This is a genomic window from Actinomycetospora flava, assembly GCF_037400335.1.
GTDB lineage: Bacteria > Actinomycetota > Actinomycetes > Mycobacteriales > Pseudonocardiaceae > Actinomycetospora > Actinomycetospora flava.
On the sequence record NZ_JBBEGM010000005.1, the window covers coordinates 41753 to 64711 of the forward strand.

Genomic DNA, 22959 nt, shown 5'->3' on the forward strand with positions numbered 1-22959 from the left:
GTGACCGCGACCAAGCTGGACGGGAAGGCCACCCTCGCCGCGATCCTCGAGGACCTGAAGATGCGGGTCGAGGCGCTGACCGCCGCGGGCCGGACGCCGGGCCTCGGCACGGTGCTCGTCGGCGACGATCCGGGGTCGCACTCCTACGTGAAGGCCAAGCACAACGACTGCGCGAAGGTCGGGATCGACTCGATCCGCCGCGACCTGCCGGCCGACGCCACCCAGGCCGACGTCGAGCGCGCGATCGACGAGCTGAACGCCGACCCGTCGTGCACCGGGTACATCGTCCAGCTCCCGCTGCCCAAGGGGCTGGACTCGGGCGCGGTGCTGGAGCGCATCGACCCGGACAAGGACGCCGACGGGCTGCACCCCACCAACCTCGGCCGTCTCGTGCTGCAGGAGCCGGGCCCGCTGCCGTGCACCCCGCGCGGGGTGGTCGAGCTGCTGCGCCGCTACGACGTCCCGCTGAACGGCGCGAAGGTCACGGTGCTGGGCCGCGGCGTCACCGTGGGCCGCCCGCTGGGCCTGCTGCTCACCCTGCGCTCGGTGAACGCGACCGTGACCCTGTGCCACACCGGCACCAAGGACGTCGCCGCCGAGCTGCGCGCCGCCGACGTCGTCGTCGCCGCGGCCGGCGTGCCCGGTCTCGTCACCGCCGACATGATCAAGCCCGGTGCCGCCGTGCTCGACGTCGGCATCACCCGCGGCGAGAACGGCCTCGTCGGCGACGTCGCCCCCGAGGTCGCCGAGGTCGCGTCCCACCTCGCCCCGGTCCCCGGCGGCGTCGGTCCGATGACGCGCGGGATGCTGCTCACCAACGTCGTCGAGCGCGCGGAGCGCCAGAGCAACGGATGAGCAGCCGATGAGCACCGGACGCCGCGGATGACCGCCGTGACCCCACGACCGGGACGACCGTCCGCGCCCCCACCGGCCGGGGCGCCGCCCGCCCCGCCGCGCGCTCAGCAGACGGCTCCACCGCCGGCCCAGCCGCCGGCCCAGTCACCGGCCCAGTCACCGGCCCAGTCACCGGCCCCGCCGCCCCAGCCCCCCGCCCCGCGCCCCTCGCCGCGGTCCGGCCCCCAGCCGGCGCCGCCGGCGGACCGGCGACCGGGCGTGCCGCCGCCGCCCGACGAGAGCCCTACCGAGATGCTCCCGGCGGGCCGGCACGCCCGCCCGGGCCGCACGCGCGCGGAGACGCTGCGCAAGCTGCGGGGGCACCTGGCGTTCCTCGCGGTGATGGTCGTCGTGGCCGTCGCGTTCGCCCGGATCGGCCTGCAGCACTGGCGCGAGGGCACCACCGAGCTGGGCCTCGCGCTGCTGCTCGCGGGGGTGCTGCGCGCGAGCCTGACCCGCACCGCGGCCGGTCTGCTCGCCGTCCGCAGCCGCCGGGTCGACATCGTCACCTACGTCCTGTTCGGGCTGGTGATGATCCTCGTGTCACTCACCATCACCGGGGGACCGCTCGCGAGCCGGTGACACCGCCCACCTGGGTATTCCTCGGACGTCGTCGTCCGTGCCCGCGTTGATAGCGTGCGGACAAGCCAGTCGGCGCCGGTGGTCGGCGCCCCATGAGGAGGTCTCTCGAGTCGTGGCGAAGATCAAGGTAGAGGGCACCGTCGTCGAGCTCGACGGTGACGAGATGACGCGGATCATCTGGCAGTTCATCAAGGACAAGCTGATCCACCCGTACCTCGACATCGACCTCGAGTACTACGACCTGGGCATCGAGCACCGCGACGAGACCGACGACCAGGTCACGGTCGACGCCGCGAACGCGATCAAGAAGCACGGCGTCGGCGTCAAGTGCGCGACGATCACGCCGGACGAGGCGCGCGTCGAGGAGTTCGGCCTCAAGCGCATGTACCGCTCGCCCAACGGGACGATCCGCAACATCCTCGGCGGCGTCATCTTCCGCGAGCCGATCGTCTGTCAGAACATCCCGCGCTACGTCCCGCACTGGACCAAGCCGATCGTCGTCGGCCGTCACGCCCACGGCGACCAGTACCTGGCGCAGGACTTCAAGGTGCCCGGCCCGGGCACCGTGACCATCAGCTACACGCCCGACGGCGAGGGCGAGCCGATGGAGTTCCAGGTCGCGAAGTTCCCCGAGGAGGGGGGCGTCGCGCTCGGTATGTACAACTACAAGGACTCGATCGTCGACTTCGCCCGCGCCTCGCTGCGCTACGGGCTCGACCGCAACTACCCGGTCTACATGTCGACGAAGAACACCATCCTCAAGGCGTACGACGGCATGTTCCGCGACACCTTCGAGGAGATCTTCGACTCGGAGTTCAAGGCCGACTTCGAGAAGGCCGGCCTGACCTACGAGCACCGCCTCATCGACGACATGGTCGCCGCCGCGCTCAAGTGGGAGGGCGGCTACGTCTGGGCCTGCAAGAACTACGACGGCGACGTCCAGTCCGACATCGTCGCCCAGGGCTTCGGCTCGCTCGGCCTCATGACCTCGGTGCTCATGACGCCCGACGGCACCGTCGAGGCCGAGGCCGCCCACGGCACGGTGACCCGGCACTTCCGCCAGCACCAGCAGGGCAAGGAGACGTCGACCAACCCGATCGCGTCGATCTTCGCCTGGAGCCGGGGCCTCGCCCAGCGCGGTCGCCTCGACAAGAACGACGCCCTCGTCGACTTCGCGCAGAAGATCGAGGACGTCTGCATCAAGACCGTCGAGGACGGCAAGATGACCAAGGACCTGGCGCTGCTGATCGGCAAGGACGCGCCGTACCTCAACACCCAGGACTTCCTCGACGCCATCGACGAGGGCCTCCAGAAGGCCGTCGCGAGCTAGTCCGCGCGCACGCTCCCGGGCCCCTTCCCGCACCGCGGGGAGGGGCCCTCGTGCGTCCGGGGTCCCGCAGGGGTACGACGCCGCGCGGTCGGGCACCCCGGCGCGACCACGCCACCCTGCGCACCCCTCCGGAGCCCCCTGATCGCTGACAGACTCGCGTCCATGGACGAGGCGCCTGCGTCGCAGGACATCGCGCACGGGCGCACCCCGACCCGCGGGCACCTGATCGGCGAGGGGCTCTCCTGGACCGCCCGGTGGAGCCTGCGGTTCCTGCTGGTCGTCGCCGCCATCACGGTGGTGGCCTACCTCGTCGTCGCGCTGTGGGACGTCATGTTCCCGGTGTTCCTCGGGCTGGTCATCGCGACGGTGCTCGAGCCGCCGGTGACGTGGCTGCGCAACCACCGGTGGAACGGGACGCTCGCGACCGCGGTGGTGCTGCTGCTGGGGCTGGCGGTGATCGGCGGGGTCATCGCGATGATCGCGCCGGCGGTGGCCGGTCAGGCCCCGGCGATCGGCCAGGGTGCGGTCGGCGGCATCCAGCAGATCCAGAGCTGGCTGCAGGGCCCGCCGTTCAACCTGGGCGCGAGCCAGATCGGCCAGTACGTGCAGGCGGCGGTCGAGCGCCTCCAGCAGAGCGCCGGCCAGATCGCCACCGGCGTCCTCACCGGGCTCACCACGGTCGCCAACAGCGTCATCAACGCCGTGCTCGCGCTGGTGCTCGCGTTCCTGTTCGTCAAGGACGGCCCGAAGTTCCTGCCGTGGCTGCGCCGCTTCGCCGGTCCGACGTCCGGCGGTCACCTGGCGGAGGTGGGCGCCCGCGCGTGGCTGCGGCTCGGCGGCTTCATCCGCAGCCAGGCGCTCATCGGGTTCGTCGACGCGCTGTTCATCGGCGTCGGCCTGGTGATCTTCGGCGTGCCGCTGGCCCTGCCGCTCGCCGTGCTGACGTTCTTCGGCGCGTTCATCCCGATCATCGGTGCGCTGGTGGCCGGGGCGCTCTCGGTGCTCATCGCGCTGGTCGTGCAGGGCATCGGGACCGCGATCGGGGTGCTGATCCTCATCCTCGCGGTGCAGCAGATCGAGGGGAACCTGCTCCAGCCGCTGGTCCAGGGACGCGGGCTGGGCCTGAACTCGGCGATCGTGATCCTCGCGGTGACCGCCGGGTCGAGCCTCGCGGGCATCGCCGGCGCGTTCCTCGCGGTGCCGGTCGCGGCGGTGATCGCGGAGGTCCTGCGCTACTTCGGCGAGCAGATCGATCTCCGCAGCGGGCACCAGGACGAGCCCAGCGAGGACGCCGTCGCGGAGATGACGGAGGACGACCCGGACCTCGAGCCGGACTCGCACCCGGATGCCGACTCGGCTCCGGACACGACCGCGGCCCCGACCGTCGACGTGCCCTCCCGCGGGGACTCGTCGGACGGCCGGGGCGGCTGAGCAGCGCGCGTCAGCTCCGGGGGAGCAGGCGCTTGCTGCTGCGCCGGAACGCCCAGAAGGCGACGAGCAGGGCGACGATGGTCAGCGGGGTGCCCATCGCGATCCGGGCGACGCCCAGCCCGCCGGTGGCGTCGGCGACGTAGAGCCACTGCTGCACCACGAAGCGGGCCCCGAACACCACGGCCGCGGCGAGGGTGGCGAGGTCGTGGGCGCGCAGGACGACCTTGTCGGCCCGCCAGTCGTGCCGGTTGCCGTGGATGGCGCTCCAGACCAGCCCGGTTATCGGCCGACGGGCGACCACCGTGCCGAGCGTGACGACGAAGCCGGCGAGCGAGATCCAGATGCCGATCGCGAAGAAGTCCCGCGCCGAGCCGGTCCAGGCCACCAGGCCGGCGGCGACGGCGACACCGATCAGGCTGCCGAACGCGGACGCGACGCGCTCGCGGCGCAGCAGCCGGAACACGGTCAGGGCCAGGCCGGTCAGGAGCGAGACGACGATCGTGACGGTCACCGGCAGGAAGGCGTTGGCGGTGACGAAGACGATCACCGGGATCGTCGAGTAGAGGAACCCCATGGGCCCGCCCATCTGGTCGAGGACGGACGGTGCCTTCGCGGCTGGGCCCTGGGTGCCGGGAACCGGGCCGGTCGGGGTGTCGTCCGGGTGGGTCCGCTCGGTCATCGTCATTCCGATCTCCCAGTGGTCTGCGGGTCTGGGACCAGGAGAAGCCGTGACGTTGCGGCACACTCAACGCGCTGTGGTGCGCGTCACCTCTGAGCGACTGTGGGTGTTCCAGCGTGGCGGCCACGCCCACGTTGAACGTCAGGAAAGCCCCCGGCTCACCGGGCGAGCAGGACGGTTCGCGGGTTCCGGACCAGCGCCGCGGTCTCGCGACGGCGCACCCAGGCCACGATCGCGACGGCGACGAGCACCACGGCCGGCAGGAGGATCATCGCGCCGCCGACGGTCACCGCGGTGATCGTGACCGCGCCGACCATCAGTGCGACGCAGCAGGTGGCCGTCAGCCCGGCGAGGCGCGGGATCAGGAGCCCGATCGCGGCCGCCAGCTCGACGACGCCGAGCGCGACCACACCGGTCGTGCCGATCCCCATCATCGCGAAGCCCGCGACGTTCGTGGGGTCGAGCGAGACCTTGCCGAACCCCGACATCAGGTAGAGCGCGGCCAGCAGGACCTGGAGGACGGCGAGGGCCCAGCGCGCCGCCCGGGGACGCGCGGTGGTCGGGGCCTCGGTGGCGGTCGTGGCGCTCATCGTTCATCTCCTCGGTTGGACAACCTGTTAGTTGGATATGAAAACAGGACCAAGGAGTGCGGTCAAGGGGTCAGGTCAGCGCGAGCGCGTACGACTGTCCGCGCTGCTCGCTGCCGAACTCGGTGTGGGTCTCCTCGCCGGTGAGGACGAAGCCGGCCTCGAGGTAGAGGTGGCGCGCGGCGGCCAGCGGCTCGTTGGTCCACAGCACGAGGCGCGCGTAGCCGGCGTCGCGGGCGAACGTGAGGCAGCGGGCGACGAGCGAGCGTCCGACGCCGTGCCCGCGCGCGGCCGGGTCGACGAGCAGGAGGCGCAGGCGGGCGGTGTCCTCGTCCTCGTGGACGCAGAGGACGCTGCCGACGCGCACGCCGTCGAGCTCGGCGATCCAGCCGGCGTCGCGTCCCGGGCGGGCGTGCGCGGCGTGCTCGGCGACGATCCGCGCCGTCACGGCCTCGACCGCCCAGTCGTACTCGGCGGCGTAGAGCTCCCCGTGGGTCATGAGCACCCAGCCCAGATCGCCGGGGTGTCCGAGCTCCCGGATCGTCACCTCGCCCATCACGACCTCCTCACTGAAACGACTGTTTCAGTGAAGCACACTGGGCGCGTGTCCGAGGAGGGTTCCGCGCGGCAGCAGGAGCTGCTGGAGGCCGCGTACGCGTGGGTGCTCGAGCACGGCTGGGCGGGGATGTCGTTGCGCCCGCTGGCCGAGGCGATCGGGTCGAGCCCCCGGGTGCTGCTGTTCCTCTTCGGCAGCAAGGACGGCCTGGTGCGCGCGCTGCTGGCGCGCTCGCGGGCCGACCAGCTGGCGGTCGTCGATGCCGTCGGCGGGGGCGGCGACCTCGCGGCCGTCGGGGGACGCGTGTGGGCGTGGCTCGCGGCGCCCGAGCACCGGGCGCTGCTGCGGCTCTGGCTCGAGGCCTACACGCACTCGGTCAACGACGCCGGCGACGGCCCGTGGGCGGGGTTCGCGGCGCGCACCGTCGCCGACTGGGACACCCTGCTCGCCGACCACCAGGCCACCGACGACCCGGCCGAGCGGGCGTTGCTGCTCGCGGTCCTGCGCGGCGCGCTGCTGGACCTCCTCGCGACCGGCGACACCGCCCGCCTCGACGCCGCCGTCGCCGCCCACCTCGCTCGCCTCTGAGCTCGTGCGAGCGATGCGGCATCGCTGGCGTGTGACGCCAGGATCGCCACATCCTCGGTATCGGGACACGCCGGGGGTGGGCGTGGTCCGGGGTGTTGCAGCGTGGCGGCCACGCTGACGCTCAACTTGAGGAAAGCCCCCACGATCACGCGGCGAGCCCCAGCAGCGCCGCGAGGACCGTCGCCCCGCCCAGGACGAGGAACGCCGTCGGGAACCCGCCGACGAGCCCTGCCACGGCCACGCCCCCGGCCGGCGCGATCGCGACCGCGAGCGTCAGGGGCGCGGAGAAGACGCCGTTGATCCGGCCGAAGGCGCGCGTTCCCCAGCGGTCGGAGACGGTCGACGCCTGCAGCAGCGTGTGCAGCCCGCGCCCGGCGCCGGCGACGACGGCGAGCGCGATCAGCAGCACCGCCGGCCCGGGCACGAGCGCGAGGGCGACGACGCCGGCACTGCCCAGCAGCAGCACCGCCGCGAGGCGCGTCCGCGGCGTCGACCGTCGCACCAGCGGCACGAACATCAGCCGCCCCGCCACCTGACCGACGCCCGTGAGGCCGAGCGCGAGCGCGGCGAGCCCGAGATCGAGGCCCCGGCCCTCGAGCAACGGGACGAGGTTGATCGTCGACGCGTATAGCCCGAAGGCGCTCAGCGCCATCACCGCCGTCACGAGCACGAAGCGCGGGCTGCGCAGCACCTCCGAGGCGTGCTCGCGATCGACGCTCTCGCGGTCCACGGCGTCGCGCGGACGCCACGGCGGGGTCAGCACGAACGCGTGCAGCGGCACCGTCACGACGGCGAGCACCACCGCCAGCACGCCGAACGTGCCGCGCCAGCCCAACGGCCCGAGCAGCGCGGCGGTGAGCGGCGCGAACACCGTGCTCGCGAACCCGCCGACGAGCGTCAGCGTCGTCAGCGCCCGCACGCGCTGCTCGCCGTACCAGCCGGTCAGCGCCGCGAACGCCGGCGGATACAACGTCGCCGACTGCCCCACCCCGGCGACCGCCCACGCCGCGTAGAACAGCGGCAGGGTCGGAGCCGTGGCGATCGCGACGACACCCAGGACGCCGACGACCGAGCCGATCGTCATCACGAGCCGGGGTCCGCGGCGGTCGATGAGCCGGCCGACGACGATCCCGACGCCCGCCGAGACGAGGGCGCCGAGCGAGAACGCGCCGGTCGCCGCGCCCACCGACCACCCGGTGTCGGCGCTGATCGACGTCACGAGCACCGGGAACGCGTAGTAGAGGACACCCCAGCTCACGATCTCGGTCACGCACAGCGCGGCGAGGGCGCGGCTCCGGGCCTCCACCCCGCTCACCCTGGACCACGGGCGGGCGACCCGCTCCGTGATCGTGGGGGCTTTCCTGACGTCCAGTGCGAGCGTGGCCGCCACGCTGAATCACCCCGGACCACGCCGCCCCGGCGTGTCGCGCATCGAGGATGTGGCGAGCCTGGCGTCACATGCCAGCGATGCCGCATCGCTCGCACGGGGCGTACGTTCGGTCGCGTGGCCGTCCCCGCCGATCTCCCCGCTCCCGTGTCGCTCCCGCGGCCGCTGGTCGAGCTCCCGGAGCCGGCGGAACCCTCGCGCACCGACGTGCGGGTCGCCCTGGGGCGCGCCGCCGACGGGGCGCTCGCCGACGACCCCCAGCACCCCGCCACGCTCTCCGACGCGACGACGCTGCTCGCCGCGCGGGGCGAGGAGCTCGACGACCTGCTCGGGCTCGCCGCCGCCCGCCGCGACGAGCACCTCACCGGCGAGGGGCGCCCGGGCGTCGTCACCTACAGCCCCAAGGTCTTCGTCCCCCTGACCCGCCTGTGCCGCGACCGCTGCCATTACTGCACGTTCGCGACGGTCCCGGGGCGGCTGCCCGCGGCCTACCTCGAGCGCGACGAGGTCCTCGAGATCGCCCGCGCCGGCGCCGAGCAGGGCTGCACCGAGGTGCTGTTCACGCTCGGCGACCGCCCCGAGGAGCGCTGGGCCGCGGCCCGCGACTGGCTGGTCGCGCGCGACCTCACCACGACCCTCGAGCACGTCGAGCAGTCGGCGCGGGCCGTCCTCGGCGAGACCGGCCTGCTGCCCCACCTCAACCCCGGCGTCATGGACCTGCTCGAGCTCCAGCGCCTGCGCGGGGTCTCGCCGTCGATGGGGATGATGCTCGAGACCACCGCGACGCGGCTCTGGTCGCGGCCGGGCGGCGCCCACTTCGGCTCCCCGGACAAGGAGCCCGCGCTGCGCCGCCGGGTGATCGACGACGCCGGCCGCGCGCGGGTGCCGTTCACCAGCGGGATCCTCGTCGGCATCGGCGAGCACCGCGCCGAGCGCGCGCAGTCGCTGCTCGTGCTGGCGGAGTCGGCGCGCCGGGGCGAGCACCTGCAGGAGGTCATCGTCCAGAACTTCCGCGCCAAGCCCGACACGGCGATGCGCGGGGAGCCCGACGCCGAGTTCGACGCCTTCGTCGCCGCCGTGGCCGTCGCCCGCCTGGTCATGCCGCTCGGCGTCAGCGTCCAGGCCCCGCCGAATCTGGCCGGCGAGCTCGACGACTCGCAGAGCGCCGCCGACGACCAGGCCCTGCTCCTGCGCGCGGGCATCGACGACTGGGGCGGCGTCTCGCCCGTCACCCCCGACCACGTCAACCCCGAGCGCCCCTGGCCCGGTCTCGACGCACTGCGCGCCGTGACCGGCGCCGCCGGCTTCACGCTCACCCCCCGGCTGACGATCTACCCGCGTTACGTCCGCGACCCGAACCGGTGGCTGCACCCCGACCTCGTCGACCCGGTCATCGCGCTGGCCGACCAGCGCGGACTCGCCCGCGAGCGGCAGCCGGCAGCGGCGCGGTGAGCCTCGGCGCCCACCTCGCCGGCGCCGAGGCCGACCCCGCCGGCCTGTCCGACGAGGCCTACGTCGCCCTGCTCGGCGCCGACGGCGACGAGCTCGACGCCCTGGCCGCGCTCGCCGACGACCTGCGCCGCGCCGCCGTCGGCGACCAGCTGACCTTCGTCGCCAACCGCAACCTCGACACCGCCGTCGTCCGCGACCCCGACCACGCGAACGCCCTGGTCGACGAGGCCTGGGCCCTCGGCGCCACCGAGATCTGCGTGCAGGGCCCGCTGCCCGCCGACGTCCCGGACCGCGCGCCGCTCGACCTCGCCGCCCTGATCACCGGGCGGGTCCCGCTGCACCTGCACGGCTTCCGGCCCGCGGAGGTCGCCGACGCCGCCGCCCGCCTCGGGCTGAGCCCGCGCGAGTTCCTCGTCGCCGCCCGCGAGGCCGGCCTCGGATCGGTGCCGGGCACCGCCGCGCGCATCCTCGACGACGACGTCCGCGCGCTGCTCACCGGCGGCACCGACATCCCCACGGCCCGCTGGATCGAGCTCGTCACCACCGCGCACGAGGTCGGCCTGCGTTCGACCGCGACGATGGTTTACGGGCACGTCGAGACGCCGACGCAGCAGGTCGCGCACCTGCGCGCGCTCGCCGCGATCCAGGACCGGACGGGCGGGTTCACCGAGTTCATCGCCATGCCGATCCAGCCCGAGGCGTTCCCACCTGGTGGGTTTCCTGATGTTGAACGCCAGCGTGGCCGCCACGCTGACACACCCCGGGAGACGCGCGCGCTGCACGCCGTCGCGCGGTTGCTGCTGCACGGGCGCATCGCGCACATCCAGGCCGCCTGGCCGAAGCTCGGGCCCGAGCTCACGGTCGCCGTGCTGCGCGGGGGTGCCGACGACGCGGGCGGGCTGCTGCTCGACGGCGCGCTCGACCCGGCCGCCGGGGCGGAGGCGGGCCGGCAGCTCACGCTCGCGCAGGTCGAGGCGCTCGCCGCCGACCTGGGGCGCACGCCCCGCCAGCGCACCACCGTGTACGGCGACCCGCCCCCCGAACGGTGGGCGGTCCTGCGCACCTGACCCCGCGCGGCCGTACCGTGACGCCATGGTCGAGGGCGATACCGGGCGCGCGCGCCTCTGGATGGCGCTCACCCTCCTCGTGATCCCGGCCGTCGCCGGCGCGGTCGCGGTGCTCCAGCTCGCCTGACAGCCGGACGCACCGGGCGTAGGTTCGGGTCGTGGCTGATCACGGCGGGTCGCGGTGACCGCACCGGTCGACGTCGACGTCGCCGTGGTCGGTGCCGGGTTCGCCGGGATCGGCCTGGGCGTGCGGCTCGCCCGCCGCCGGCGCGAGTCGTTCGTGCTGCTCGAGCGTGCGCACGGCGTGGGCGGGACGTGGCGCGACAACCGCTACCCGGGCGTCGCCTGCGACGTGCCGAGCCACCTCTACTCGTTCTCGTTCCGCCCCAAGCCCGACTGGTCGCGGGTGTTCGCGCCGGGCGGCGAGATCCACGACTACCTGCGCGAGTCCGCCCGCGACGAGGGCCTCGACCCGCACCTGCGCCTCGGCACCGAGATGCAGCGGGCCCGCTGGGACGGCGCGCGGTGGCGGATCGCGACGTCGTCGGGGACCTACCGCGCCCGCGTGCTCGTGGTGGCCGCGGGGCGCCTGTCCGAGCCGCGCATCCCCGAGATCCCCGGCCTGTCCGACTTCGACGGCCCCGTCTTCCACTCCGCGCGCTGGGACGGCGCCGCCGCGCTGGCCGGGCGCCGTGTCGGCGTCGTCGGCACCGGCGCCTCGGCCGCGCAGATCGTGCCCGCGCTCGCCGGCACCGCCGCCCACCTCGTCGTCTTCCAGCGCACCCCGCCCTGGGTGGTGCCGCGCGGCGACCGTGCCTACACCGACGAGGAGCGCCGGGCGTTCGCGCTCGACCCCGCCGCCGAGCGGGCCCTGCGCGAGGAGCTGTTCGAGGAGGCCGAGGGCGCCATCGGGGCGCGCCGGCGCGTCCGCCCCGACATCGACCGGCTGCGCGACCGCGCGCTCGCCCACCTCACCGACCAGGTGCCCGACCCGCGCCTGCGCGCCCGCCTGCGCCCGGACTACGAGATCGGCTGCAAGCGCATCGTCATCTCCGACGACCTCTACCCGGCGCTCGGGCGCGACGACGTCACCCTCGAGCCGAGCGCGCTGGAGCGCGTCGAGAAGACGACGGCGGTCGCCGCGTCGGGGGCGCACCACCCGCTCGACGCGCTCGTGCTCGCCACCGGCTTCTGGACCACGCGGCTGCCGTTCGCCCAGCGCATCGAGGGTCGGCACGGTCTGCTCGCCGACCGCTGGGCCGACGGGATGACCGCGCACGCCTCCACCGCGGTGCACGGCTTCCCCAACATGTTCGTGCTCAACGGGCCCAACGCGAGCCTCGGGCACAACTCCGCCGTCTACATGATCGAGGCGCAGATCGACCACGTCCTCGGCGCGCTGGACCACCTCGCCGCGACAGCGGGCAGGCCCCTCGAGGTCACCGCCGAGGCCGAGGAGGCCTACACCCGCGAGATCGACGCGATGAGCGCGGACACCGTCTGGCTGCAGGGCGGCTGCCGCAGCTGGTACGTCGACGAGAGCAGCGGGCGCCTCACCCTGCTGTGGCCCGGCACCGCCCGGTCGTTCCGCGCGCGCAACGGGACATTCGACCCGCGGCCCTACGGACAGCCACCGCGCGTGGGCGGCGCGTGACCGGCGAGTGACCGGCCGCCACTCGGGGTAGCTACGTCCCACGCGGGCCGGAGGCAGGTCCGCGGAGAAGTCGGGGACCGCGAGAGGAACGCGCCAGCATGACGAGCGCCAGCACGACCGACACGGACAACGGGTCGACCGAGCCGACGCAGCTGGAGAAGCTGCGCGCGAAGTACCCGTGGCTCGACCACCTCGTCAAGGCCGCGACGCGGTACACCGAGAAGCACGGGGACCACTACGCCGCGGCGATCACCTTCTTCTCGATCCTCGCGCTCGTCCCGCTGCTCATGGTGGCCTTCGCGGCGGCCGCGTTCGTGCTCGCGAACAACGAGGCGCTGCTCCTCGAGATCCAGAACAGCATCACCGCCGCCGTCCCGCCCGGCCTCGGCGACCTGCTCAACTCGGTCATCGACCAGGCGATCGCGCAGCGCAACGCGGTCGGCATCATCGGTCTGCTCGGCGCCCTGTTCTCCGGGCTCGGCTGGATGAGCAACCTGCGCGAGGCCCTCTCCGAGCAGTGGGACCAGCGCGGCGAGCCGCCGTCGATCGTCCGGCGCTACGGCAGCGACCTGCTCGCCATGGTCGGCCTCGGCCTCGCCTTCGGGCTCTCGTTCGCCGTCACCGCGGTCGCCACCGGACTGTCGAACACCATCCTCGACTTCCTCGGTCTCGGCGACGCCGGCTGGGCGCACGTCCTGTTCGTGATCGCCGGGATCGTCATCACCATCGCCGCGAACTGGCTGGTGTTCCTCTGGGTCATCGCCCGCCTGCCCCGCGAGCCGGTGACGCTGCGCTCGGCGGCCCGGGCGGCCCTGCTCGCCGCCGTCGGGTTCGTGATCCTGCAGCAGATCATGACCGTCTACATCAGCAGCGTGACCAGCTCGCCCGCCGGCGCCGCCTTCGGCCCGATCATCGGTCTGCTGGTTTTCGCCAACTTCGTCTCGCGGTTCATCCTGTTCGTCACCGCCTGGGCCGCCACGCTCAAGGAGAACGAGCGCGAGGAGCTCCCCGAGCCGGCCCCGGTGATCGTCCGGCCCGCGGTGACGGTCGGGCGCACGCCCGGTCCGCGGGCCGCGGCGGGGCTGCTCGGGGCGGGCGCCATCCTCGGCGTGCTCGGCCTGAACCTGGGCACCCGGCGCCGCGGGCGCGACGAGTAGGTCGACGACGAGGTCGACGACGAGGTCTCAGTCCGCCGTCGCCGGCGGGCCCAGCCACGCGCACGCCAGCAGCGCGAGCTCGACGTCGAGGCGGTCGTCGCCCAGCGGCCGTCCGCGCACCTCGTGGGCGCGGGCGACGCGGTACTTGACGGTGTTGCGGTGCACCTGCAGGCGCCGGGCCGCGACGGCGAGGCTACCGCCGGTCGCGAGGAACACCCGCAGCGTCTCGCGCAGGCGCCCGACGCCGGGCTCGGGATCGGCGAGCGGCCCGAGGACGCGGCGCACCCACGCCCGCGCGCCCTCGCGGTCGGCGCACAGCAGCGCGACGGCTCCCACCTCGTCGAACAGCGTCACCGCGGGCGCGCCGGTGCCCGACGCGAGCGCGACCTCCCGCGCCCGCCGCGCCTGGTCGTGGGTGGTGCGGAACCCGGGCACACCGGCCAGCGGCGCCCCGCAGGCGATGTGCACGCCCGGGCCGTGCCGGGCCACCGCGCGGGCGAGGGCGTCGCGGGACGGGGCGTCGTCGTCGCGGCGCGTCACCCAGACCCAGGCACTCCCGGCGTCCCACGGCACCACCAGCGGCCGCCCGACCGCGTCGAGCGCGACCCCGAGGTCCAGCGCGACCCGTTCCAGCCCCGCGAGGTCGATGTCCGCGGGCGGCTCGTCGAGCCAGACCACGAGCCCCAGGTGCACCGGCGCCAGCCGGTAGGCGAGCGTGGTCTCGACGGCCAGCTGCTCGTCGGGATCGGCGGGGGTCCGCCCGGCGAGGACGTCGCGCACGCGCGCGAGGCGGAGGGCGTGCCGTCCCTGGCGCCAGTGCTCGCGCTCGGCCTCGTAGGCGCCGATGACGTGCTGGGTGACGTGGTCGACGTAGTCCATGACCACCAGCACGATCCGCTGCGACGCCGCCGCGGCCGCCTCGCCGGGCCGGCGCGCGGCCTCGGCGAACGCCCACTCCATGAGGTGCGACTGGCCGACGCGGTAGGCCCGCACGAGGGCGTTGACGGGCACCTCGCGCTGGGCCAGGCGCCGCGCGTAGGCCATCGCCGCGGCGGGGGGCTCGACGTCGCGCGGGTCGAGGTCGTGCCGCAGCACGTGCAGGATCGTCTCGACGTTGCCCTCGACGCTCGCGGCGAGGAGGTCGAGCAGCGCGGGGTCGCCGCGCAGATCGTCGATGCGGGTGGCGAGCACGTCGGTGATCGACGCGCTGACCTCGGCGCGGTGCGGGGCGAGCGCCGCGGCGACGTCGGCGACCGTGCCGACCGCGTCCTCCGGGGTGGGGGAGGGCTCGATCATCACCACCCCTCGATCACCACCCGAGTGCACCAGCGCCGACCCCCGTCCAGCGACCGTAGCCGCCGCCGGGTGTGACGACCAGCACTCGCGGCGACGCCCGGCCGTGGCACGTCGACGGTGACCTCGCAGGGACAAGGCGGAGGGGAGCGTTCGTCCCCGGTGCACAAGCGACGTTCCTGTGCGCTGCATCACGCTCGGCGGGACCCCTTCCCCGACCTCCCGGGAGCCCTCCATGGCCGTCCACCCCGAGGCGCAGGCACTCCTCGACGCGCTGGTCGAACAAGGCATGCCGCCGATCGAGTGCATGACCGTCCCGCAGGCCCGCATGGCCGCCGGGGCCTTCGTCGACCTGCAGCCCCCGGCGGAGGAGGTCGGTACCGTCTCCGACCGCGCGATCCCCGGCCCGGCCGGCGACATCCCTGCCCGCATCTACGTGCCGCACGGCGGCGGCTCCGGCGGGGTGCTCGTCTACTTCCACGGCGGCGGCTGGGTGATCGGCGACATCGAGACCGTCGACCGGCCCTGCCGGCAGCTCGCCAACGCCGCCGACATCACCGTGGTGTCGGTCGACTACCGCCTCGCCCCCGAGCACGTGCAGCCCGCCGCGTTCGACGACTGCTACGCGGCCACCGCGTGGGTCGCCGAGCACGCCGACGAGCTCGGCGTCGACGCGTCGCGCCTCGCCGTCGGCGGCGACTCCGCGGGCGGTCACCTCGCCGCCGCGGTCAGCCTCGCGGCGCGCGACCGGGGCGGCCCGGCGATCGCGTTCCAGCTGCTGATCTACCCGGTCGTCGACTTCGACTGGACCAGCCCCTCGATCACCGACAACGGCGAGGGCTACCTGCTCGGGCGCGCGACCATGCAGTGGTTCTGGGCGCACTACCTCGGCGCGACCGACCCGGCCGACGACCCGTACACGTTCCCCGGGCGCGCGACCGACCTCGCGGGGCTGCCCCCGGCGTTCGTCGCCACCGCCGAGTACGACCCGCTGCGCGACGAGGGCGAGTCCTACGCCCGCAAGCTCGCCGACGCCGGGAACAGCGTCACCGCGCAGCGCTACGACGGCATGATCCACGGCTTCTTCTGGACGCTCGGCGCGACGCCGTCCGCGGCCCGGATGGTCGACGACGCCGTCGCCGTCATGCGCCCGGCGCTGAGCCGCACCGTCGCCGCCTAGAGGAGGCCATCGTGACCATCACCGAGACCAGCCCGACCACGCGCTCCGACCGGGGCGACGGCATCGAGCACGTCGACGTCCTCGTCATCGGCGCGGGCGTCTCCGGCATCGACGCCGGCCACCACCTGCGCGAACGCTTCCCCGAGAAGACGTTCGCCATCCTCGAGAAGCTGCCCGGACGGGGCGGGACGTGGTGGACCCACCGCTTCCCGGGCGCCCGCTCGGACTCCGACCTGTTCACCTACGGCTACGCCCACAAGCCGTGGCGGGGTCCGTCGATCGCGACCTCGGAGGAGATCACCACCTACCTCGACGAGGTCATCGAGGAGGACGACCTCAAGGCGGCGATCCGCTACCGGCACACGGTGACCGGGGCGAGCTGGTCGTCGGCCGAGCAGCAGTGGACGGTCGACGTCCACCGCGAGGACACGGGCGAGACGCTGCAGATGACCTGCGGGTTCCTGTGGATGTGCCAGGGCTACTACAACCACCAGGACCCCTACCGGCCGGAGTGGCCGGGGATGGAGCGCTACTCGGCCAACGGTGGCGTCGTCGCCCACCCCCAGACGTGGCCCGAGGACCTCGACTGGGAGGGCAAGCGCGTCGTCGTCATCGGCAGCGGCGCGACGGCGGCGACGGTCGTCCCGGCGATGGCCGAGAAGGCCGCCCACGTGACGATGCTGCAGCGCACGCCGACGTTCGTCGCCGCGGTGCCGAAGACCCACGAGCTCGCCGTCCAGCTGCGCGCGCTCGACATCCCGGAGGACTGGACCCACGAGATCCTCCGCCGCGCCTACATCGAGCAGTTCAACGAGCTGACCCGGATGTGCCAGGAGACCCCGGAGGAGGCGCGGACCTGGCTCCTCGACGAGATGCGGCCCTACCTGCCCGAGGGCTACGACGTCGAGAAGGACTTCAACCCGGGCTACCGCCCGTGGCAGCAGCGGATCGCGGTGGTGCCCGACGGGGACATCTTCACCGCGATCAGCGAGGGACGGGCCTCGGTGGTCACCGACACCATCGACACCTTCACCGAGACCGGCATCCGGACCTCGTCGGGCCAGGAGCTCGAGGCCGACATCGTCGTCTCGGCGACGGGGTTCAACCTCAGCGCCCTCGGCGACATCCCGTTCGCCGTCGACGGCGAGCCCGTGGACGTCTCGCGGCAGATCACCTGGCGCGGGATCATGATCTCCGGCATCCCGAACATGGCCTACGTCTTCGGGTACTTCCGGCACAGCTGGACGCTGCGGGCCGACCTCGTCAGCGACCTGATCTGCCGGCTGCTGGCGACGATGGAGAGCCGGGGCGCCCGCTCGGTCACCCCGACCCTGCGGGACGAGGACGCGGACATGGAGATCCGTCCGTGGTCGGACCCGGAGAACTTCAACTCCGGCTACGTCATGCGCAGCCAGGACAAGATGTTCAAGCAGGGCGACCGCGTGCCGTGGACGCACATGCACGAGTACGCGGAGGAACGGCACACCCTGCCCGCCGCCGACCTCGACGACGGGTCCCTGCAGTACCGGTAGTAGTCACGATAGTCACCGGTACGACGAGCGCCGGACCTTGCCCGCGTCGTCGCGCAGCGCCCCGGCCGAGCGCCGCCACGCCCGTGGCCGCTTGGCCGGGGACAGCCGCGCGGCGACGTGGGCGTCCAGGTCGGCGTCGGTGACGTCGTGCCCGGTCTGCACCACGGCGTGCGGCACCGAGCCGAGGTCGTCGTCGGGGGCCGGCACGACGACGGCCGACATAACGGCGGGGTGCTCGAGGATCGCCGCCTCGATCTCCGCCGGGTACACGTTCTGGCCGCCGACGACGATCATGTCGGCGGCGCGGTCGGCGAGGTGGAGGTAGCCGTCGGCGTCGAACGAGCCCATGTCGCCGAGGGACTCCCAGCCGCCGGGCCGCGAGCGCGCCTCGGCGCCGATGTAGCGGTAGGTCGTGCGCCCGGGCTCCGGGCGCAGCCACAGCTCGCCGACCTCGCCGACGGCGCACCGCCGCTCCCCGTCGAGCGTGCGCGCCTCGATCTCGCCGCCGGTCACGCGGCCGACGGAGCCGGGGTGCTCGAGCCACTCGCGGCCGGTGATCGACGTGCGGGCCTGCGCCTCGGTGCCGGCGTAGCCCTCGAGCACCCGGTCGGGGCCGAGCCAGTCGATGACCGCGCGCTTCACCGCGGGCGGGCACGGGGCGCCGATGTGGAACAGGGTGCGCAGGGCGGGGAGGTCGGGCAGCCGTTCTCGATGGGTCGAGTTCCGCTGCGCTCCGTCTCCCGCCACCCGGAGCATCCGCCCCATCATCGTCGGCACCGCGTAGATCCAGGTGGCGGCGTGCTCCTGCGCGAGCGCCAGCGCGCGGGCCGCGTCGAACCGGCCCATGAGCACCACGTGGTTGCCCAGCATCAGCCCGAGCAGCGAGAACAGGTACGGCGCGTTGTGGAACAGCGGCGCCGTGCACAGGAACGTCCCGTCCGGCTCGATCCGGTACACCGCGGCGCGCGACGCGACGATGTCGACCGTGCCGGGCTCGGCGGCGACGATCACCTTCGGACGGCCGGTCGAGCCGCCCGAGGTCGGCGCCTTCCAGGCCGGCGGCGCGGGGGCGGGCGGCGGCGGGGTGTCGGGTCCCCCGGGCCGGTGGCCGAACGGGAGCGCGGTGGTGCCGGGCGGGACGACGGAGGTGTCGGTGCCCGGGGCGAGGCCGGCGACGACGGGCGGGCGCACCACGTCGAGCACGGCGGCGAGCTCGGCGTCCGAGAGCTTGTGCGACAGCGGCTGCGGGACCGCGCCGAGCTTCCACGCGGCGAGCGTCAGCGCGTAGTGCTCGGCGACGTTGGGCAGCGCGATCGAGACGAAGTCGCCGGGGTGGACGCCGCGGGCGGCGAGGTCGTGGGCCCAGCGGTTGGCGTGGGCCTCGAGGTCGGCCCGGCTCCACGTCGAGTCGTCGTCCGTGACCGCGGGCCGGTCGGGGTGCTCGCGTGCCATGCGGGTGAACGCTGCGCCCAGGGACTCGACCGCCTCGACCGCCTCGACCGCCTCGACCATGTCCCCGATCCTCCGCTCAGCGGCGCCCGGAGCGCAGGGCGACCAGGCCGCCGACCCCGGCGACGACCGCCAGGAGCAGCAGCGGCGTGCCCCACGACGACGTGGCCCCGGACTCGGGCGGGACGGGGGCGTCGTCGCCGCCGGTCGGCTCGGGGACGACGCTGACCTGCGGGCCGGACCCCTCGGCGGGCCCGTCGGTGAGGGTGCCGACGCCGCGCAGCTCGGGGAGCGCGAAGCCGTGGTCGAGCAGCGCGGCCGCCTGCTCGTACATCGGGGTGGGTCGCTGCTCGCCGCGCATGAGCACGACGACGAGCCGCCGGCCGTTGCGCTCGGCGGCGCCGATGAACGTGTGCCGGGCGTCGTCGGTGAACCCGGTCTTCCCGCCGAGGTAGCCCTCGTAGCCGGTGGTCAGGAGCTTGTTGTCGTTGACGACCTCGAACGGCGGGTTCGTGCCCCAGCCGGGGAACGGGATGCGCGTGGTGGCGACGGCCTGGGCGAACGGGGCCTCGCGCATGGCGACGCGGAAGATCGACGCGAGGTCGTAGGCGGAGGTCTGCATCCCCGGGCCGTCGAGCCCGGACGGCGTGGCCGCGCGCGTGTCGAGCGCACCGAGCTCGCGGGCCGTGCTGTTCATGAGGTCGACGGTGGCGGGGACGCTGCCCGTCAGCCGCACCGCCAGCGCGTGGGCGGCGTCGTTGCCCGACGCCATCATCATCGAGTCGAAGACCTGGCGGATCGTGTACTGCCCGCCAGGCCCCATGCCGACCCGCGTGCCCTCCTGGTCGGCGTCCTCCTGGGTCCCGACGACGGTCTCGTCGAGGGGCAGCCGGCGGGCGACCAGCAGGCCGGTCATCGTCTTCATCAGCGACGCCGGGCGCAGGCGCGCGTGGGCGTTGCGGGCGGCGAGGACCTGCCCGGAGTCGAGGTCGGCGAGCACGTAGGAGACGACGCCGACCGCGGGCGCGGCGGGCGCGCCGGCGGGGACGACGTCGCCGCAGTCGCCCATCGCCGCGCCGCCGACGGGCGGGTCGGGCACCGGGAGCGGCGCGGGCTCGGGCTGGCCGGGCTGCGGGACCTCGGACTCGTCGACCGGGGGGCCGGGCGCGGTGCCGAAGGGGCACGCCGCGCCGGCGGGGAGCGCCGGCTGCGCGACCGCCGCCCCGGGCAGGGCGCACAGGGTGAGCGCGAGGAGCACCGTCACCGTCGCGAGGCGCCGTCGGGAACGCACCGGGGCGACCCTAGACGCCGGGGCCGCTCTCGCGAGGACCGACGGGCCGCACGGGGCACCGGGTCGTGGAGCGAGGGACGCCTTCGCTGCGTCCCACGCAGCCGGGGTCACCCTCGCTCACCCGCCGGCGCGCGCCAGGAGTGGAGCGAGGGACGCCCTCGCTGCGTCAGGCGCAATCAGGGTGACCCTCGCTCAACCCCACCCGGCGAGCGAGGACTCAGTCGTCGGCGCTGATGTTCTCGGTGGGGAGCTCCGCGCCGTTGTTCTGCGTCTCGCGGGTCGCGGGCTTGCGGCTGCCGCGGCGCTGGGTCGGGCGCGGCGCGGGCATCGAGCCGGAGGAGCCGCCGCCGGGGCCGAGGATGATCTCGGCGAAGGTGGCCATGGCTTCGTCGAGGTGGCCGGCGTTGCGGCGCTCGGACTCCTCGTTGGCCTGGCGGACGAGGGCGACGACGGCTTCGTGGTCGGGGCGGCTGACCAGGGTGCCGTCGAGACGGTCCAGCCCGTTCTCGACCGACGTCGACAGCGCGCCGACCCGGTCGTTCAGGCCGGTCTCGACGCCGTCGAGGCGGGTGCCGACCTGGTCGAGCCTGCTGGTCAGCGACTCGAGGCGCGCGGTCAGCTCGCCGACCTGGTTCGTCGTCTCGGTGCGCGTGGTGTTCGCGTCGGTGCGCGCCGCCTCGCGGGTGCCGGTGATCTCCTCGGAGACGCCGCGGGCGAGGTCGTCGAGGCGGTCGCGCAGCGAGGAGTCGACGGCGTCGACGCGCTCGCGCACCGGCCCCGTGACCGCGGCGGGCAGCCCGTCGAGGCGCATCTCGTGGCGGTCGAGGCGGTTGTCGAGGTCGTCGAGGCGCTTGTGCAGGCCGGCGATGCGGTCCTCGAGCCCGTCCATGCGGCCGGCGACGCCCTCGAAGCGGCCGCTGACGCCGTCGAGCCGGCCGTCGAGCTGGGCGAACGGGGTGGCGAGGCGGTCGGCGACGCGGTCGACGAGCCCCTCGACCAGCCGGGCGAGCGAGGAGACCGAGGAGTCCTGGGCGTCGAGCTTGGCGACGGTCTCGTCGAGCCGCTCGGCGAGCACGCTCATCTCGGTGCGGTCGGGCACGTCCGAGAGGCGCTTGCGCATCGCGCCGAGGGTGTCGAGGGCCGCGAGGCGGCCGTGGATCTCATCCAGCGAGTCGAAGATCTGCTGCTGCTCGCTGTCCCGGACCTCGGCCGCCCGCACCAGCATGCTGCGCATGCGGTCGAAGGACATGGTCTGGCTGTTGTCGATCACGGCGCCCAACTCTCTGCGACGGTTCCGGCCCCGGGGACGGTCGGACTCGGCGGGGCCGAAGCGTAAACACCCCCCGAGTCGCCACCCCATCCGGGTGATGCACATGCGCGCGGGTGTCCGCCACATGCGCACCACGAGGGCGCTGGGCTTCAGTGCCGGCGCAGGCGTCCCAGGAAACGGTCCTCGAGACCGCGCCACGCGGCGGCCTCGCGGTCGAAGGGCGCGGAGGGCGTGAGGCGCGTCGGGTCGGGGCGCACGACGAACGACACGAGCCAGCCGAGGCTCTCCGACGGCGCCAGCGCCTCGCGGGTGCGGCTGTCGTTCGCCCAGTCGGCGGCGTCGGTGACGAGCTCGACGGCGAGCTCGAGCTGCTCGGCGTCGACGACGTCGGGACCCTCGGTGATGTCGTCGGCGATGCCGGTGAGCACGTAGCGGTTCTCCGGCGCGACCTCGATCTCCAGGTCGCCCCCGGTCGCCGCGCCGACCACCTCGTCCCAGGTGGCGACGTCCGCGAGGTCGTGGCCGTCGGCGCCGTCGTTCGCGATCCACGTGCGCAGCGCGCGCGACGAGCCGAAGGTCTCGATGGTCCCGCCGCGGCCGAGGAACACCGGCTCGTCGTCGAGGTAGCAGCGCAGGGTGATGACCTCGCCCTCGGAGGTCGTGATCGCGATGGGGTCGATGCCGACCTCCTCCCAGAAGCTCTCCTCGGGCTCCTCGGCGGCGTCGACGAGGTCGCTGCGCAGCGACTCGCCCGCGGTGTCCTCGCGCAGCTCCTCGGGCGCGTCGTCGACCGCGTCCCGCGGGTCGGAGGCGACGGCCTCCGGGTCCTCCGGGTCGCCGTCGGCGTTCTCGGCCGGAGCCGCCTCCTCGCCCTCGGCGGGGTCGGCGGTCTCCTTCGGCGTCGCCGTCGCCCGCAGCCGGGCGGCGAGCTCCTCGTCGACCTCGGGGGTGCTCACCATCGCGTCGAGCGCGTCGACGACCTCGTCCCAGCGCTCGTCGACGACCTCGGCCAGCTCGGCCCACAGGGCCTGGCCGTCGCGGCCGGCGAACGCGGTCGGGCCGGCGGTCAGCGCGGCGAAGGCCGGCGTCGCGTCGAGCACCTCGTGCACGACCTCGAGGTCGCAGACGTCGGCGAGCGAGCGGCACATCGCGGCGACCTCGGCCAGGTCGTCGAGGGTCCACGTGTCGGGGTCGCCCGCGACCAGCTCCGGCACCCCGACGACGTCGTAGCGCTGCACGTCCTCCGGGGTCAGCTCGTCCACCGAGAGCTTGACGACGACGGGCCACGCGGGGTGGTCGGCGAGGTCGTGCTCCTGGCCGGACTCCTCGGCGGTCGCGACCCACGCCGCGAGGTCGGCGGCGTCGCCGAAGGCGAAGAGGGCCTCGTCGTCGCCGAGGAAGGCCTCCCACTCCTCGCCGTCCTGGCGCCACCGCGGGGCCCAGAGCGTGACGAGGTCGCCGGCCGTCAGCGCCAACGTGATCGGGATGATGTCCTGCGCCATGCCGAGCGGCCTCCGCGAGCCTGGGTGGGGGGTGCGCGGCGCACCCTATGAGAGCGATCGTCACCTGCCCGTACCGGC

20 protein-coding genes are annotated in these 22959 nt (G+C 74.2%); 11 read left to right on the forward strand and 9 right to left on the reverse strand.

Going from position 1 to position 22959, the window contains the following annotated elements; genetic code table 11:
* From WCD58_RS13780 to WCD58_RS13795, 4 genes are all read left to right on the forward strand, one after another.
* Window positions 1–855, forward strand: coding sequence for a bifunctional methylenetetrahydrofolate dehydrogenase/methenyltetrahydrofolate cyclohydrolase (locus tag WCD58_RS13780; RefSeq protein ID WP_337703614.1), 855 nt, complete (start codon window positions 1–3; stop codon window positions 853–855).
* 258 nt (window positions 856–1113) lie between these two features.
* On the forward strand, window positions 1114–1476 hold the full coding sequence (locus WCD58_RS13785; protein ID WP_337703615.1) for a DUF3017 domain-containing protein: 363 nt from the start codon (window positions 1114–1116) through the stop codon (window positions 1474–1476).
* A gap of 112 nt (window positions 1477–1588) precedes the next feature.
* Window positions 1589–2806, forward strand: coding sequence for an NADP-dependent isocitrate dehydrogenase (locus WCD58_RS13790; protein ID WP_337703616.1), 1218 nt, complete (start codon window positions 1589–1591; stop codon window positions 2804–2806).
* A gap of 162 nt (window positions 2807–2968) precedes the next feature.
* On the forward strand, window positions 2969–4237 hold the full coding sequence (locus WCD58_RS13795; RefSeq protein ID WP_337703617.1) for an AI-2E family transporter: 1269 nt from the start codon (window positions 2969–2971) through the stop codon (window positions 4235–4237).
* A gap of 10 nt (window positions 4238–4247) precedes the next feature.
* On the opposite strand, the gene WCD58_RS13800 is transcribed toward WCD58_RS13795, so the two are convergent.
* From WCD58_RS13800 to WCD58_RS13810, 3 genes are all read right to left on the reverse strand, one after another.
* A complete protein-coding gene (locus WCD58_RS13800) occupies window positions 4248–4916 on the reverse strand; it encodes a DUF3159 domain-containing protein (RefSeq protein WP_337703618.1) in 669 nt (222 codons plus the stop codon).
* A 158-nt stretch (window positions 4917–5074) separates the two neighbouring features.
* Window positions 5075–5506: a DoxX family protein gene (locus WCD58_RS13805; RefSeq protein ID WP_337703619.1), complete on the reverse strand. Its 432-nt coding sequence runs from the start codon at window positions 5504–5506 to the stop codon at window positions 5075–5077.
* A 70-nt stretch (window positions 5507–5576) separates the two neighbouring features.
* Window positions 5577–6059: a GNAT family N-acetyltransferase gene (locus tag WCD58_RS13810; RefSeq protein WP_337703620.1), complete on the reverse strand. Its 483-nt coding sequence runs from the start codon at window positions 6057–6059 to the stop codon at window positions 5577–5579.
* A 48-nt stretch (window positions 6060–6107) separates the two neighbouring features.
* On the opposite strand from WCD58_RS13810, the gene WCD58_RS13815 reads away from it, so the two are divergent.
* On the forward strand, window positions 6108–6647 hold the full coding sequence (locus WCD58_RS13815; RefSeq protein ID WP_337703621.1) for a TetR family transcriptional regulator: 540 nt from the start codon (window positions 6108–6110) through the stop codon (window positions 6645–6647).
* Window positions 6648–6792: 145 nt separating this feature from the next.
* On the opposite strand, the gene WCD58_RS13820 is transcribed toward WCD58_RS13815, so the two are convergent.
* Window positions 6793–7953, reverse strand: coding sequence for an MFS transporter (locus tag WCD58_RS13820; protein WP_337703622.1), 1161 nt, complete (start codon window positions 7951–7953; stop codon window positions 6793–6795).
* A 198-nt stretch (window positions 7954–8151) separates the two neighbouring features.
* On the opposite strand from WCD58_RS13820, the gene cofG reads away from it, so the two are divergent.
* The 4 genes from cofG (at window position 8152) to yhjD (ending at window position 13364) form a co-directional block, all read left to right on the forward strand.
* Entirely contained in the window at window positions 8152–9486 is a 1335-nt protein-coding gene (cofG, locus tag WCD58_RS13825; RefSeq protein WP_337703623.1) for a 7,8-didemethyl-8-hydroxy-5-deazariboflavin synthase CofG, read from the forward strand.
* Window positions 9483–10553 carry an FO synthase gene (locus tag WCD58_RS13830; RefSeq protein ID WP_337703624.1) on the forward strand — a complete coding sequence of 357 codons (1071 nt, stop codon included), beginning with the start codon at window positions 9483–9485 and terminating at the stop codon, window positions 10551–10553. The genes cofG and WCD58_RS13830 overlap by 4 nt, the downstream gene beginning before the upstream one ends.
* A 181-nt stretch (window positions 10554–10734) precedes the next feature.
* On the forward strand, window positions 10735–12207 hold the full coding sequence (locus WCD58_RS13835; RefSeq protein WP_337703625.1) for a flavin-containing monooxygenase: 1473 nt from the start codon (window positions 10735–10737) through the stop codon (window positions 12205–12207).
* A 98-nt stretch (window positions 12208–12305) separates the two neighbouring features.
* Window positions 12306–13364 (forward strand): inner membrane protein YhjD, encoded by a 1059-nt coding sequence (yhjD, locus tag WCD58_RS13840; protein ID WP_337703626.1) that lies wholly within the window; start codon window positions 12306–12308, stop codon window positions 13362–13364.
* 27 nt (window positions 13365–13391) lie between these two features.
* Here yhjD and WCD58_RS13845 read toward each other — a convergent pair whose 3' ends face one another.
* Window positions 13392–14660, reverse strand: coding sequence for a PucR family transcriptional regulator (locus WCD58_RS13845; RefSeq protein WP_337703627.1), 1269 nt, complete (start codon window positions 14658–14660; stop codon window positions 13392–13394).
* Window positions 14661–14892: 232 nt separating this feature from the next.
* On the opposite strand from WCD58_RS13845, the gene lipP1 reads away from it, so the two are divergent.
* Both lipP1 and WCD58_RS13855 read left to right on the forward strand, forming a co-directional pair.
* A complete protein-coding gene (lipP1, locus tag WCD58_RS13850; RefSeq protein ID WP_337703628.1) occupies window positions 14893–15837 on the forward strand; it encodes a LipP1 family hormone-sensitive lipase in 945 nt (314 codons plus the stop codon).
* An 11-nt stretch (window positions 15838–15848) separates the two neighbouring features.
* Window positions 15849–17369, forward strand: coding sequence for a flavin-containing monooxygenase (locus WCD58_RS13855; RefSeq protein WP_337703629.1), 1521 nt, complete (start codon window positions 15849–15851; stop codon window positions 17367–17369).
* A gap of 12 nt (window positions 17370–17381) precedes the next feature.
* Here WCD58_RS13855 and WCD58_RS13860 read toward each other — a convergent pair whose 3' ends face one another.
* From WCD58_RS13860 to WCD58_RS13875, 4 genes are all read right to left on the reverse strand, one after another.
* Window positions 17382–18881: an AMP-binding protein gene (locus WCD58_RS13860; protein ID WP_337703630.1), complete on the reverse strand. Its 1500-nt coding sequence runs from the start codon at window positions 18879–18881 to the stop codon at window positions 17382–17384.
* A gap of 16 nt (window positions 18882–18897) precedes the next feature.
* A complete protein-coding gene (locus WCD58_RS13865) occupies window positions 18898–20109 on the reverse strand; it encodes a D-alanyl-D-alanine carboxypeptidase family protein (RefSeq protein WP_337703631.1) in 1212 nt (403 codons plus the stop codon).
* 217 nt (window positions 20110–20326) lie between these two features.
* Window positions 20327–21379: a PA containing protein gene (locus WCD58_RS13870; protein WP_337703632.1), complete on the reverse strand. Its 1053-nt coding sequence runs from the start codon at window positions 21377–21379 to the stop codon at window positions 20327–20329.
* A gap of 149 nt (window positions 21380–21528) precedes the next feature.
* Window positions 21529–22881 (reverse strand): SatS C-terminal domain-containing protein, encoded by a 1353-nt coding sequence (locus WCD58_RS13875; RefSeq protein WP_337703633.1) that lies wholly within the window; start codon window positions 22879–22881, stop codon window positions 21529–21531.
* Between the last annotated feature and the right edge of the window lie 78 nt (window positions 22882–22959).

Coding starts and splice junctions, on each gene's coding strand:
- WCD58_RS13810 (WP_337703620.1), bottom strand. CDS start 6,059: ATGGGCGAGGTGACGATCCGGGAGCTCGGACACCCCGGCGATCTGGGC.
- yhjD (WP_337703626.1), top strand. CDS start 12,306: ATGACGAGCGCCAGCACGACCGACACGGACAACGGGTCGACCGAGCCG.
- WCD58_RS13795 (WP_337703617.1), top strand. CDS start 2,969: ATGGACGAGGCGCCTGCGTCGCAGGACATCGCGCACGGGCGCACCCCG.
- WCD58_RS13875 (WP_337703633.1), bottom strand. CDS start 22,881: ATGGCGCAGGACATCATCCCGATCACGTTGGCGCTGACGGCCGGCGAC.
- WCD58_RS13800 (WP_337703618.1), bottom strand. CDS start 4,916: ATGACCGAGCGGACCCACCCGGACGACACCCCGACCGGCCCGGTTCCC.
- WCD58_RS13860 (WP_337703630.1), bottom strand. CDS start 18,881: ATGGTCGAGGCGGTCGAGGCGGTCGAGGCGGTCGAGTCCCTGGGCGCA.
- lipP1 (WP_337703628.1), top strand. CDS start 14,893: ATGGCCGTCCACCCCGAGGCGCAGGCACTCCTCGACGCGCTGGTCGAA.
- WCD58_RS13805 (WP_337703619.1), bottom strand. CDS start 5,506: ATGAGCGCCACGACCGCCACCGAGGCCCCGACCACCGCGCGTCCCCGG.
- WCD58_RS13845 (WP_337703627.1), bottom strand. CDS start 14,660: ATGATCGAGCCCTCCCCCACCCCGGAGGACGCGGTCGGCACGGTCGCC.